Below are 12,550 nucleotides of genomic sequence, written 5' to 3'. Positions count from 1 at the left end.
AAAAGACGAGATATTGAGTAGATATTTTATGCAGGAAGGTGAAGAATTACTGATATGGTGTTTTTATTTCAGGTTACGCATTTCTTCTTTTATGACCAAAAAAAGCTCATTTGGCCGTTGTGTGCCAATAAAATATTCCAATCCATCCCTATCAGTTAATACCACGGCATCTTTACCCGAAGAATAAAAGCGGATGGTACCTTTGGTATGGAGGTTATATACAGGGTTATTAAAAAAGTAACGGCTGTAGATATCTTTACGCACATCCACAATACTGTTCAAGTCTATTTTTACCCTTTTGGTAGTCCATAAGCCATCCAATATCATACTCCCATTGTCTACAACAATTTTATATTGGATAAGAAAAAGCAATAACATTGAAACGCCAATAATCCCAAAACCCACAACCAGGAACAGATCCTGTGTATTGTCACGATCGCGTTCGTAAACGTAAGCAGCAAAACAGAAAGCCGCCATAATTAAACGGATAAAAATGCGGACATAATCGCGGCCGATGTACTGTTTTTCGATATAGGCGTATCTGCTTTCCACTTATTTAATTTTGAGTTCGAATATAGCAACTTTTTTGGTTGCAGTAGTTAATTTATATCGGTTATCCTGCCGCATGCCCACAACCCAAACAATCTCACCATTCCCATTAACGAGAATGGGTGTTGAAGCCTTTAAATGCAACGGGACCTTTTCATTAATAAAAAAATCGCTTACCTTTTTGGGGTTGCGCATGCCTAATGGAATAAATTTATCGCCATTTTGCCATTTTCGCAAAACCATAGGGAAAATCAGCTTATCTGCATTTACAAAAGCCTTGTTCGGGTTAATTTCAAATTTCAGCTCATCGGTAAAGGACATGGTGATTTCATCGTTGGCAAAAACAATATTTTCGGTAGCCGGATGGATAAACTGATTGGCTACTACAGCAATATTCTTCGCTACAATAACCAGATCCTGCCTATTGATAATGGCCTGATGCGTGGCACTGAAAAAATGGGTGCCGCTTAATGCTTTTAGGCTATCCAAAATTTCCTGTACTACATTTTCGCCAAAGCCAAAAGGCTTTAACAGTTCGTACAGCAATAATTTTTGCGGGTTCAGTTTGGCAATTTCTGCTAAAGCAATATAAACGCCATCTGTTCGCCTATTAAAGATTTTAGCCGCCAGTTTTTCAACCTGCAGATTCAAAAAAGTTTCGATCTCAGCAAAGCGGCTTATATTTTCGGCGAATGTTTTTTCGAGGTTGGGGTTTATCTCCTGCAAATGTGGAATTACCTGTAGCCTTAATTTATTACGGGTGTAATGGGTGCTCAGATTGGAACTGTCTTCTACAAAATCAATCCCCTTGTCCTCAACAATTTCGTTGATCTGCTGCCTATCCAAAAACAGTAGCGGCCTGATCAGCTTATCGCGTTTGGGTAAAATACCATGCAAGCCACTAATTCCGGTACCGCGGGCAAGGTTAATCAAAACTGTTTCAACGGCATCGTTCTGGTGCTGCGCCAGGGCAATATAATCGTAACCGGCGCTGCTTCTTACTTCTTCAAACCAGTTATAGCGCAGTTCGCGTGCGGCCATCTGCGTAGAAATTTTATTTTCGGCAGCATATTTTTTTGTGTCGAAATGCGTTACGTAGAAAGGAACTTCCAAATTACCGGCCAAAAGGCTAACAAAAGCTTCATCCCGCTGGGCTTCATCGGCCCTTAAATTGAAATTACAATGTGCCACACCAATATTTACGCCTATTGCCTTAAATAAATGCAACATCAGTACCGAATCTTTACCGCCGCTTACGGCCAAAAGAATGCGGTTACCCTGAGTAAACAGCTGTTCTTGTTCAATAAAATCGCGAAACTTCTGGAGGGGTAACATCCATCAAAAATATTTAATTTTAACTGGTATTCCGAACGTTCGGAACAAAAAACTAACTTTGTAGTGTGCAAAAACTATTTGTCTTTTTATTTCTTTTAATCAGTCCGGTATTTTTATTCGGCCAGCAACCAGCTTCGAAAATTGAAATCGTTTCATTTTCAAAAATAACCGGCGATGTTAAAAATAAAGTCAGCTATTTAAGAAACCCCGTTTTTCAACAAGATAACGCAACTTTAACTTGCGACAGTGCCGTTTTTTACAGCGAGCGCAACTATTTCGAAGCTTTTAAAAACGTACATATCCACCAGCTTACCACCGATATTTACTCCGACCAACTGGAATATGACGGTAATAAAAAACATGCGCATTTAACCGGAAATGTGAAAATGATCGATCCTACATCGATTTTAACCACAAATATTTTAGATTACAATACACTGAGCAAAATAGGAACCTATACCAGTGGCGGTAAAATTGTAAATAAAGAAGTAACCCTCACCAGTAAAAACGGCTATTATTTTAGCACCAGCAACGATTCGTATTTCAGGTATGATGTGGTGGTGGTTACCCCGCAGGTTAACATTAAATCGGATACTTTACGTTACAACACCCAAACCAAGTGGACCTACTTTTATGGTCCTACCAATATTAAAGGTAAAGACGATAATCTTTATACCGAGAATGGCGCTTATAATACCATGACCGAGGATGCCTATTTTGGAAAGAAAAACCTTTATACCCAGGGCACACGATCATTAAAAGGCGATAGTTTATATTATTTCGGAAAAATTGGCTACGGCAAAGCGGTTAAAAACATCATTTTTTCTGATACGAAAGATAAAATGAAAATGTTTGGCGATTTGGGCTATTACTATAAAGCAGATCAAAGAACACTGGTTACCCGCAATGCTTATTTAGGCATCGGAACGGAAGATTCGATATTGGTAAAAGGTAAAAAAAGGCCTGATAGCTTATGGATGGGCGCCGATACGCTGGAAACACAGATGGTGCTGCAGAAAACGTTAAAGCTGATCCCTAAAATTTCAATAAAGGCCGATAACCAAGTGGGCGAAGATGATGAAGAAACAGGAGAAAAAAAGGGTACTGCAGAACCAAAGGTAAAACCGGATGTGCCAACCAGCCCTAAAGAAGAAAGAAATAAACGTAGCTCGGCAAAAAAGACAAAAGCAGATAAAAACAAAAAGGATAAAGGCGAAGCCGATGCTGCTGATCTCCTTAAAGACAATAATATCGACAGCTTGAAATTAAAGGTAGATTCGGTTGGGAAAGGTTTGCCCCTCGCTGTTCCGGATAGCTTACAAAAGGGCAACGTATTGAAGAACAAGGCCGATTCTATTATTAAGAACCTACCGAAACTTAAAACGGATAGCTTAACAAAAAAGCTAACAGGCAACCCTGTTGCAATTATAAAAGATGCTTCGAAAATAAAAGTAGATAGCCTGACAAAAAAGGTGCTAAAACCTGGAATTAAGGACAGTTTAACCAAAACTTTAGGTACTTTAAAACCTGGTGCTTTGAAAAACGATACGACTAAATTTAACCCTGCAGATACCGTTCAGGCCCGTATTATTAAAGCATACCATGGAGTTAAGATTTTCAAAACCAATATCCAGGCAAAAACCGATAGTCTTTTTTACACCAGCGCCGATTCTACCTTGCGTTGTTATAGTAATCCCATCATCTGGTCGGAAGGTTCGCAGCAGGTTGGCGATACCATTTTTGTGCAGTTCAAGAATAAAAAGCTGAATAATTTACAGGCTTTTAGAAATGCTTTTTTGGTAAATACACCAAAAGATTCATTAAGGTTCAACCAGATAAAAGGAAGGCTGATGACCGGCTTTTTCAAAGACGGGAAATTTAAAAACCTATATGTTGATGGCAATGCAGAGAGCATTTATTATACACAGGATGACAGCACCAAAGTGTACAAGGAAATGAACCAGACACTGAGCAGCAGGATTAAATTTATTTTTAAGGATAAGGAAAACGCCATCGAAGATATTGTTTACATTAAAGGTGTGGAAGGTGCGTTAAATCCTGAGAACGAAATTGCAAAGGATCATGTTTTAAAAGGCTTTTCATGGAAACCAACAGAGCGGCCAAAATCTAAAAAAGACGCCATTGGCTCGGCTGGAAGAGCTAAGCCCAAAGCAAAACCAAAAACAGCGGCGGGTAAAACAATTGCAGGTGCAAAAACGGCTAGTCCGGCTACAAAACCAACGGCAGCAACAGTGCCTGCTAGCCCCAAAATTACTGTAGTGAAAGATAGTTTAAACCTGCAGAAGAAATTACCGCAAACAAAACCAGCAGATAGCGCCAACTTTAGCATTAAACCTATATTACCAAAAAAAGACAGTGTTCAGGTAAAAAAGGATACTGTTCAGGTGAAAAAAGCTGGTGTTAAAATGTAAATAAGTGCGGCCGTCATTTCGACTGGAGCATGGCGGAATGGAGAAATCTTTTATTAAAACTCAAAGTTTTCTATACTGCAATCTAAATAACCCTTCATTAAAAACCTAATCGGGTAAACCTTGATATATTATCCCTTCAAAAACCCGAGCATCTTTTTCAAGGCAATTGCCCTATGGCTAATCTGGTTTTTTTTGGCCATATCCATTTCTGCAAAGGTAATATCGTAACCATCCGGCTGAAATATAGGATCGTAACCAAAGCCCTTCAAGCCCGATAAGCGTTCTCTGATAGTTCCCTCAATTATCCCTTCAAAAATATGCCGCTCACCGTTCTTCATTAAAGAAATAACAGTTTTAAACCTTGCCCTTCTATTCTGTTTTCCTTCCAATTTTTTCAATACGAGCTGAATATTCTCCAAACTATCACGGCTTCCGGAGTACCTTGCCGAATAAACACCAGGTTCGTTATCCAGTGCTTCTACCTCCAAACCACTATCATCGGCAAAACAGTCTAAATTGAAATGCTCAACCACATAAGCACTTTTTAAGCTGGCATTTCCTTCAAAAGTATCAGCTGTTTCCGGAATATCAACAAAACAACCAATATCTTCCAGGTTAAGCACATCATATTTACCTTCAAGCGCTAAACGGATCTCGTCGGTTTTATGTTGATTGTTGGTAGCAAAAACAAGTTTTTTCATTTTTTAAAAGAGGTAAAAGTTTAGGATATAGAGCTAGACATCTTGATGCCAAGTAATTGACACTATAAGTGCTATTTAATTTTCTGCAGGTTGCCCCAAAGTAATTTCTTAGCGGTAATATCGCTGTCTAAGTGGTGCAGGTTAGGCGCAAAAATTATTCTGGTAGGTCCATGAACGATAATTTCATTCTGCCAGATTAGATTGAGTTTCAGGTGTGCAATCTCTACTCCAAAAGATAGCATGGTAACAGGTTTAAAAAAATTATAAAGCTCAGTAAAATCAGTACCCTTATAATTTGAATAATTTAAAATGGCGAAATCGGGTGTTCCCAGATCTACCGCTTTAACAATTTTCCTCAGCAGTTCGCGGCCCTGTTCGGTACTTACATCGTGCAGTTCATCGTTAACCAGAATAAGCACCGATTTTTTATTTCCACCTAAAAATTTAAATGTTTTTGGCGCCTGTGGTTCGGCTACAATATGCGGAATTTCAGGAGTTTGAGGATAAACTTTTGGCGTTTGGGTAGGCTTAATTTCAGGAATCTGTATGACTTCTTCCGTTATATTCAATTCTTTTTCAGCTACTGACGAAACATTTTCGGGCACAAAAACAGGCTCAGCGTTACGCAAAGGCAGAATTTCTACGCTTTCATCCTTCACCAAAAAAACCTCTTCGGTAAAAAATAAACGTAAAGCATTCGCATTGTTGGTAAGCTGGTTTTCCATTCGTATTTTTGTGTGATAATAATTTCTGTTAAAATTAGTTAAATATCTTATAATAGCGTCGCTAATTGTTACTTTTATCCCTTAAAATTTATAGACTGCTCTGCGTGAGAAAAGCTTATTGCTTATTTGTTTTCAGCTTTATTTATAGTATTTCGTTTGCACAAAACGTTGCTGTAGTGAATGGTAAATCAATAAGTGCCAAAGAGTTTCTGTGGGCATACAAAAAAAGCCACAATGGGAATGTAAGCGCATCATTTGATACGCTACAGGCCTATTTAAACTTATATATAAATTTTAAGCTTAAGGTTTTGGACGCCCGGGATATGGGGCTGGACAGAAGCCCTGGTTACCAGGAAGAAGTAAAAAATTATGAAGAGGCACTATCAACCCACAAAAAAGCGGGAACGAGTGCCAAAGACCACGATTTTTTATTAAACGAATACCGTGAAGGCGTACTCATGTTTAATGTTTCTGAACAGAAAATATGGAACAGGGCACAGGAAGATGAACAGGCCATAAACGATTTTTACAATAGAAACAAACAGCGTTACAATAAACCATTAAATGATGTTAGGGGCGAAGTAATTGCCGATTACCAACAGAGTTTAGAAGAAAACTGGCTAAAGGGCCTTAAACAAAAATACCAGACCAAGATTAACGAAAATGAGCTTAAAAAGCTTGCCAAGTTATAATTAAACCTGTTTTTTGATAGTAGATAAGTATTAAATTTGCAAAATATAATAAATAGAATGAAGAAAGTTTTTTTAGTAGCAACCGCTTTAATTTGCCTGTTTTTAAACAGTTTCGCGCAAAAGCACACTGTAGATAAAGTTGCTGCTGTGGTAGGAAGTAATATTATCCTACTGTCTGATTTAAACCAACAATACACACAATATCTTTACCAGGGAAACCCGCCCAACGAAGAAATTAAATGTAAGATTTTACAACAGACCCTTACACAGAAACTGCTTAAGCAACAGGCCGAAATCGATTCGGTAATGGTTGAAGACGGCCAGGTAGATGATGAGGTAAACAAGCGTATGCGCTACAGCATGCAGCGTGCCGGTGGACAGGAACGTTTGGAGCAGTTCTTAAACAAATCTGTTCTGCAGTATAAAGATGAGATCAGACCATCGGTAAAAGATGAGCTGATTGCACAAAAAATGCAACAAAAAATTACAGAGAACATCAACGTTACCCCAATGGAAGTTGAAAAATACTTCAAATCATTAGGTGATAGTATCCCTGAATTTAATACCGAGGTTGAGGTTGGCGAGGTAATTTTAAACCCGCAGTTAACCAGGGCAGAAAAACAGAAATTCCGCGATAAAATTGAAGCCTTAAGGTTAAGGGTTAAAAGCGGCGAAGACATGGGCGTTTTGGCAAAAACCTATTCGGAAGATCCAGGTTCTGCTGCAGATGGTGGTGACTATGGCTTTATTGATAGAAATACCATGGTTAAAGAATTTACTGCCTGGGCTTTTAAATTAAAAGCCGGAGAAATTTCGCCAGTATTCGAAACAGATTATGGTTTCCACTTTTTACAGGTTTTAGAGCGTAGAGGGGAGCAGGTTCACGTTAGGCACATTTTAATTATGCCTAAAACTACACCAGAAAGTTTAACCCGCTTAAAACTTCATGCCGATAGTATTTATAATAACATCATCGGTAAAAAATTAAGCTTTGCTGCTGCTGCAAACTTATATTCAGATAATAAAGAAACCAAATACAATGGCGGTATGATGCTTAATGCCGAAAACGTTCAGGCAAGAAGTACTTTTATCCCGGTTGATAAATTGGATCCATCTGTGTTTTTGGTAATCGATAGCATGAAAGTGGGTGGCATTTCTAAACCAGATTTATTTACCGCAGCTGATGGCAAACAAGGTTACCGCATTTTATACCTAAAATCGAAAATACCTCCGCACAAAGCCAATCTTACTCAGGATTTTCCAAAAATCAGAGATGCTGCACAAAGTGATAAAATTAATCGTACTTTAAGCGAATGGTTTGAGAAACGTCGTGAAAGCACTTACATTAAAATAGACGACGAATTTAATACCTGCGATGAATTAAAAATCTGGACTAAAACCACAGCCGCAAAATAATACCAATGCAGTATAAGAACGAAGTAGAAGCTGTTGATGCGCTTCATCAATCATTCAACAACATTAAAGCCGAAATAAGCAAAGTAGTAGTTGGACAGGATGACATCATAAAATCTGTTTTAATCGCCATATTCAGTAACGGTCACTGTTTGTTGGTTGGCGTACCAGGATTAGCTAAAACTTTACTTGTACAAACTGTAGCATCAGTTTTAGATCTTGATTTTAACCGCATCCAGTTTACACCAGATTTGATGCCAAGTGATATTATTGGCGCTGAGATTTTAGGAGAAGACAGGCACTTTAAATTTATAAAAGGGCCTGTCTTTTCTAATATAATCCTCGCTGATGAGATTAACCGTACCCCACCTAAAACCCAGGCAGCGCTGTTAGAGGCCATGCAGGAAAAATCGGTTACGGCAGCTGGCCAAACACATATTTTACCAAAACCTTTTTTCGTTCTGGCTACGCAAAACCCTATTGAGCAGGAAGGAACGTATCCCCTGCCCGAAGCCCAGTTAGACCGTTTCATGTTCAATATCCAACTAAATTACCCTGCTTTTGCAGATGAATTGAACATTGTAAAAAACACCACAAGCAATAAAACTACTGCCCTAAAAAAGATCATCCATGCCGATGATATCCAATATTTTCAGAAATTGATACGCGACATTCCCATTACGGATAATGTTTTAGAATATGCTGTTAAACTGGCTGCCAAAACCCGCCCGAACACTGAATTTGCTACCGATGCGGTGAACAAATACATCAGCTGGGGTGCAGGTCCGCGGGCCTCGCAGTTTTTGGTGTTGGGCGCCAAATGCCACGCCGCCGTAACCGGCAAATACTCTCCGGATATCGAAGATGTTAAAGCGGTTGCTGAGCCTATTTTGCGCCACCGTATTGTACGCAACTACCGCGCAGAGGCCGAAGGTCTATCTATCGAAAAAATCATTAAAGATTTATTGTAGCCATTAGCTAGGAACCCTAGCAGTATTTAGTTAGCAGTAAAAATGCTGAAACAAGTTCAGCATGACGATCGTATTAAGCAAAATTCTGCTAACCTTGAGCTAGTCGGGATTTGTAATCGTGGCTGATCTGTTTAATGCCGTACAGGATGAGCAAAGTGTTTTGACTGAGCATCAGAACCGCAGCAAAAATAAAATGAACAGTACCAAGAGCATGATTTATGATTTACAGGGCTAAAAAGCTTACGGCTTTTGGTCCTGTACTTTCGCCAATACAAATCGACAGTTTAATCTTTTTATTTTAATTTTGTTGTTATCTTTACCGCACAATTACAAAGCATTAAATCTTTAAAATCAAAAATATTCGATATGTCAGCTCACGATACACATGCACCAGTTCAGCAAACAAAAGGCATTTGGGCATTACCATTAACTGCTTGGATTATTGTTTTAATCCTTCTTGTGGCTTTCACAAGACCAATTTTCCACCATGCTGAAGAAGGTACTTCACACGAAAAAACTGAAGCACACCATACAGAAGCTACTGAATCGCACCACTAGGCATAAGCTTAAGTGTAGAAACCAAAAAAGCGCTGAAATCAGCGCTTTTTTGGTTTCTAATGGTTGTTTCACACCAACCAGCCAACTCCTTTATTTCGTAAGGTGTTTCACCGACCGAAAGGCTATTTATCCACTTGCCCCATAATATTCGGAAAATCGGTTATTACGCCGTCTACGCCTAAATCCATAAAATATTTAAGTTCTTTAACCGTATTTACAGTCCACGGGATGATTTTAATACCCATAGCGTGGCAACGATCTACCAAACCTTTGCCAACCAATACCGAATATGGACTGTAAATGGTAGGTTTAAATCCTAGTTTATCAATATAATCTTCAAAAGGTTCCTTTTCATCAATCAATAGCGAAGTTTGTATCTTCGGGTATTTTTCGTGCAAGTATTGAAGTGTACGCATATCAAACGATTCGATAATCACCCGCTTTCCCAATTTTTTCGAATTGATCACCTCCATAATCAGATCCACAAATTCAGCTGGTTCTGGGTGGAATTCATTATCGCCATTTTTAATGGTTTTGGTTTCGATACTGTAAACCGGTTTGGCCAGTTTATGCTCTTTTACATAAGCTTCAACGGCATCTATCGTTTCAGAAAGTAAGGGTTTATAGGCTTTAAATTTCATCTGTCCGGGAAAACGGTCGTGAACTTTGCTGCCAACATCGAACTTTTTAACATCTTCGTAGTCCATTTTATAGATGTTATACTTTTTCTGGTCTTTCAGCGTAATCTGTTTCCCGTTGGGCAATAAAGAAATTTCGTTATTAAAATAGGGTTCTTGCGAGAGTACAACCATTTTATCTTTAGAAATCACGGCATCCATTTCTAGGGTAGTTACACCTAAATCAAGTGCTTTTAACATGCCTTCGATGGTATTTTCGGGCATAATGCCGCGTGCCCCAGCCTTGCCCTGTATATCGAATTTCTTTTTCTGGGCAGAAACATTTAAGAACAGTAAAATAAGAGTAGCGGATAGAAGTAATTTTTTATGCATGAACTGTAAACGTAAAATGAACAATTTTATTGGTAACAATCAGTATAGAGCGTGCAAAAACTAAATAAAAAAAGGGCTTTCTTTTTATGGAGAGCCCTCTTTAATTCACATTTTGTTGTTCTATCTTTCAGCAGGTACAAATGCCTGAACAATTAAGTTCCAGCTGGCATCAGCAGCTTTTTCATATACAAAAACATAGTTAAAACTTTCGCGCAGATCGGCTTTGTAATCAATAGTAGCTACGCCATAGGTATAGGCTAAATCGCTGCCGATTGCCTTATCTACGCCTGTTGTTTTCAGGTTTATTTTACTGATCATCCCATTATAGAATGAAATAATTTTTCCTTTTCCATCAATGGCTTCATTGCCTGGGAAAAGTAAACGTGCATCGTTGGTTAAAAAGCCACCAAATGCAGCAATACCGTGCGTTTTTAAAAGTGTATTTAAAGTTTTTTCGGTAGTTAAAATAATTTCCCTGCCAGCCTTGATTTCTTTTTCGTTTAAGAATTTTGGGGCCACATGGTCTTTAGGTTCAACAAATTGCGGGGTAACTTTAGCCAATGGCTTGTTGCTTTCCGTTCCTAAATCGATGGCCAGTTTCCATTTGCCGTTTTCCGATTTCCAGATGGACAGGTACTGTCCGTATTTTTTATCGGTTGCTCCAATCTCGTAGGGCCCAGTGCTAAAACCTAAATCTCCACTGCGCGAAACCTTGGCCAGGTTAGGTGTCCAAGAAACCTCATTCTCCTTATTTTCTTTACCTGTATAAAAAGTTTTAGCGTTAACCGGATTTGGCCTGAACACTAAAGTATTTGCCGATGAATATTCTAAATAAGCTTCTTTATCTCCATTTTTAGCTAGCGATTTAGCAAAATCCTTTTCAGCATTTATTAAAGATTTGGTTGTTCCGTCACTTTTTTGCGCAAATGCGCTTATGGCCAAAAGTGAAGCTATGGCAGTTGAAAATAATTGTTTCATTAGTATTTTAAAATATATGGTTTGGCGAATATAAAATTTTCTTTAATGTATGGTTTTAAAAGTAATCAACAATTGCACATTATCAAATTACTTTTCCCTGTAAATGGTTTCCAGAACAGTTTGTCCGGTAGCTTTTAAGGTATTTTTATCAATATTTGCCAAATTATCGAGCTGGGTATGCCAGTTGATGTAAAAGCCACTGTTATCATTGTAATGGATAATATCGATAGACGGAACGCCAGCTTTGTTCATCCAAAAATGATCATCAACCAATCTGCCGCTCGGAATTTTGGTAAAATACGAGGCGTAACCAATCTCAGCACCAATATCCCATACCTTATTAACTACATCGGGCGCCGATTGACGTGAAATTTCATCTTGCGTAAACTGCGCGCTGCCACCGCCTACCATATCTAGGTTAATGCCATACAAAGCCTTGTATCCTGTGGCAATGGCCTGCTTGCTCCAATATTGTGAACCTAAGCACCAAGTGGTTTCATCAGGAGTTTCATCGTTTGCCTTGCCATAGTCTTCCAAGTCCCACAATACAAAATCGACGCCAACATTGGGCTGTTTCTGCTGTATCTGGCGGGCCATTTCTAAAATTACTGCCACGCCACTGGCTCCATCGTTTGCAGCATCGAATGCTTTAGCATGGTTTACAGGATCGGTATCCTGATCAGAAAAAGGCCTGGCATCCCAATGTGCGCTGATTAAAACCCTATTTTTTTGTGCCGGATTAAAAACTGCAATTATATTTTTCAGCTGAAATTGCTTCCCATCATAGGTTGTGGTTTTTCCGCCCTGTATTTTAACTTCTGCACCATAAGATTTGAGCTTGGCCACCAGATAATCGGCACATTTCTGGTGTGCAGGTGTACCTGGAATACGCGGCCCGAAATCTACCTGGGCCTTGGTATAGGTATAGGCACTGTCGGCATTAAAATCAGGAGCTGATAATTGCACTGCCTTTTCTTCTCCTTCATTGGTTGGCTGCCCTGTTTTATTCTGGCAGGCCTCCAGGCCGATCAGCGCAAGCAAAGGCAGTATTAAAATTTTTTTATTCATAGTTTATTGTAAGGGAAAATTGTTTAAACCTAAAATTCTTGCTTTGTCATCCCCCTGCCCCTTCAAAGGCGACGGATTTCCGCAGATTTTCAAAACGCAAAGCATTAATTTCTGCGTA

At 38.9% G+C, this 12,550-nt stretch carries 12 protein-coding genes; 5 read left to right on the top strand and 7 right to left on the bottom strand.

Features of this window, described 5'->3' with window-relative positions:
- Window positions 1–63: 63 nt before the first annotated feature.
- Window positions 64–552, bottom strand: a complete 489-nt coding sequence (locus ACS5PU_RS15645) for a hypothetical protein (RefSeq protein WP_439460093.1) — start codon at window positions 550–552, stop codon at window positions 64–66.
- Window positions 553–1,884, bottom strand: coding sequence for a tRNA lysidine(34) synthetase TilS (gene tilS / locus ACS5PU_RS15640; protein WP_439460092.1), 1,332 nt, complete (start codon window positions 1,882–1,884; stop codon window positions 553–555).
- A gap of 65 nt (window positions 1,885–1,949) precedes the next feature.
- Here tilS and ACS5PU_RS15635 point away from each other — a divergent pair, with 65 nt between their 5' ends.
- Window positions 1,950–4,316, top strand: coding sequence for an OstA-like protein (locus ACS5PU_RS15635; RefSeq protein WP_439460091.1), 2,367 nt, complete (start codon window positions 1,950–1,952; stop codon window positions 4,314–4,316).
- A 128-nt stretch (window positions 4,317–4,444) separates the two neighbouring features.
- Here ACS5PU_RS15635 and rdgB read toward each other — a convergent pair whose 3' ends face one another.
- Window positions 4,445–5,017, bottom strand: a complete 573-nt coding sequence (rdgB, locus tag ACS5PU_RS15630) for an RdgB/HAM1 family non-canonical purine NTP pyrophosphatase (protein ID WP_439460090.1) — start codon at window positions 5,015–5,017, stop codon at window positions 4,445–4,447.
- Window positions 5,018–5,088: 71 nt separating this feature from the next.
- Window positions 5,089–5,742, bottom strand: coding sequence for a hypothetical protein (locus ACS5PU_RS15625; protein WP_439460089.1), 654 nt, complete (start codon window positions 5,740–5,742; stop codon window positions 5,089–5,091).
- Window positions 5,743–5,918: 176 nt separating this feature from the next.
- On the opposite strand from ACS5PU_RS15625, the gene ACS5PU_RS15620 reads away from it, so the two are divergent.
- From ACS5PU_RS15620 to ACS5PU_RS15605, 4 genes are all read left to right on the top strand, one after another.
- Window positions 5,919–6,434, top strand: a complete 516-nt coding sequence (locus tag ACS5PU_RS15620) for a hypothetical protein (RefSeq protein ID WP_439460088.1) — start codon at window positions 5,919–5,921, stop codon at window positions 6,432–6,434.
- Between the two features lie 57 nt (window positions 6,435–6,491).
- Window positions 6,492–7,850: a foldase protein PrsA gene (locus tag ACS5PU_RS15615; RefSeq protein WP_439460087.1), complete on the top strand. Its 1,359-nt coding sequence runs from the start codon at window positions 6,492–6,494 to the stop codon at window positions 7,848–7,850.
- A 5-nt stretch (window positions 7,851–7,855) separates the two neighbouring features.
- Complete coding sequence (locus tag ACS5PU_RS15610) at window positions 7,856–8,818, top strand: AAA family ATPase (protein WP_439460086.1); 963 nt, start codon at window positions 7,856–7,858, stop codon at window positions 8,816–8,818.
- A 366-nt stretch (window positions 8,819–9,184) separates the two neighbouring features.
- Window positions 9,185–9,376 (top strand): hypothetical protein, encoded by a 192-nt coding sequence (locus ACS5PU_RS15605; RefSeq protein ID WP_439460085.1) that lies wholly within the window; start codon window positions 9,185–9,187, stop codon window positions 9,374–9,376.
- Window positions 9,377–9,498: 122 nt separating this feature from the next.
- Here ACS5PU_RS15605 and ACS5PU_RS15600 read toward each other — a convergent pair whose 3' ends face one another.
- The 3 genes from ACS5PU_RS15600 to ACS5PU_RS15590 form a co-directional block, all read right to left on the bottom strand.
- The gene (locus tag ACS5PU_RS15600; RefSeq protein ID WP_439460084.1) at window positions 9,499–10,386 is read right to left on the bottom strand and encodes a glycerophosphodiester phosphodiesterase family protein; all 888 of its coding nucleotides are present in this window, start codon (window positions 10,384–10,386) and stop codon (window positions 9,499–9,501) included.
- Between the two features lie 120 nt (window positions 10,387–10,506).
- The gene (locus ACS5PU_RS15595) at window positions 10,507–11,364 is read right to left on the bottom strand and encodes a nuclear transport factor 2 family protein (RefSeq protein WP_439460083.1); all 858 of its coding nucleotides are present in this window, start codon (window positions 11,362–11,364) and stop codon (window positions 10,507–10,509) included.
- 87 nt (window positions 11,365–11,451) lie between these two features.
- Window positions 11,452–12,432, bottom strand: a complete 981-nt coding sequence (locus tag ACS5PU_RS15590; protein WP_439460082.1) for a M28 family peptidase — start codon at window positions 12,430–12,432, stop codon at window positions 11,452–11,454.
- Between the last annotated feature and the right edge of the window lie 118 nt (window positions 12,433–12,550).

It is taken from the genome of Pedobacter sp. GSP4 (assembly GCF_051857575.1).
Lineage (GTDB): Bacteria > Bacteroidota > Bacteroidia > Sphingobacteriales > Sphingobacteriaceae > Pedobacter.
Note: the sequence above shows the minus strand (reverse complement) of the source record. Positions and strands in the feature narration are given on the sequence as shown.

Excerpts from the sequence above, each read along its gene's own strand:
- tilS (WP_439460092.1), bottom strand. The coding sequence starts at position 1,884 with ATGTTACCCCTCCAGAAGTTTCGCGATTTTATTGAACAAGAACAGCTG.
- ACS5PU_RS15625 (WP_439460089.1), bottom strand. The coding sequence starts at position 5,742 with ATGGAAAACCAGCTTACCAACAATGCGAATGCTTTACGTTTATTTTTT.
- ACS5PU_RS15605 (WP_439460085.1), top strand. The coding sequence starts at position 9,185 with ATGTCAGCTCACGATACACATGCACCAGTTCAGCAAACAAAAGGCATT.
- ACS5PU_RS15595 (WP_439460083.1), bottom strand. The coding sequence starts at position 11,364 with ATGAAACAATTATTTTCAACTGCCATAGCTTCACTTTTGGCCATAAGC.
- ACS5PU_RS15590 (WP_439460082.1), bottom strand. The coding sequence starts at position 12,432 with ATGAATAAAAAAATTTTAATACTGCCTTTGCTTGCGCTGATCGGCCTG.
- ACS5PU_RS15600 (WP_439460084.1), bottom strand. The coding sequence starts at position 10,386 with ATGCATAAAAAATTACTTCTATCCGCTACTCTTATTTTACTGTTCTTA.
- ACS5PU_RS15615 (WP_439460087.1), top strand. The coding sequence starts at position 6,492 with ATGAAGAAAGTTTTTTTAGTAGCAACCGCTTTAATTTGCCTGTTTTTA.
- rdgB (WP_439460090.1), bottom strand. The coding sequence starts at position 5,017 with ATGAAAAAACTTGTTTTTGCTACCAACAATCAACATAAAACCGACGAG.
- ACS5PU_RS15610 (WP_439460086.1), top strand. The coding sequence starts at position 7,856 with ATGCAGTATAAGAACGAAGTAGAAGCTGTTGATGCGCTTCATCAATCA.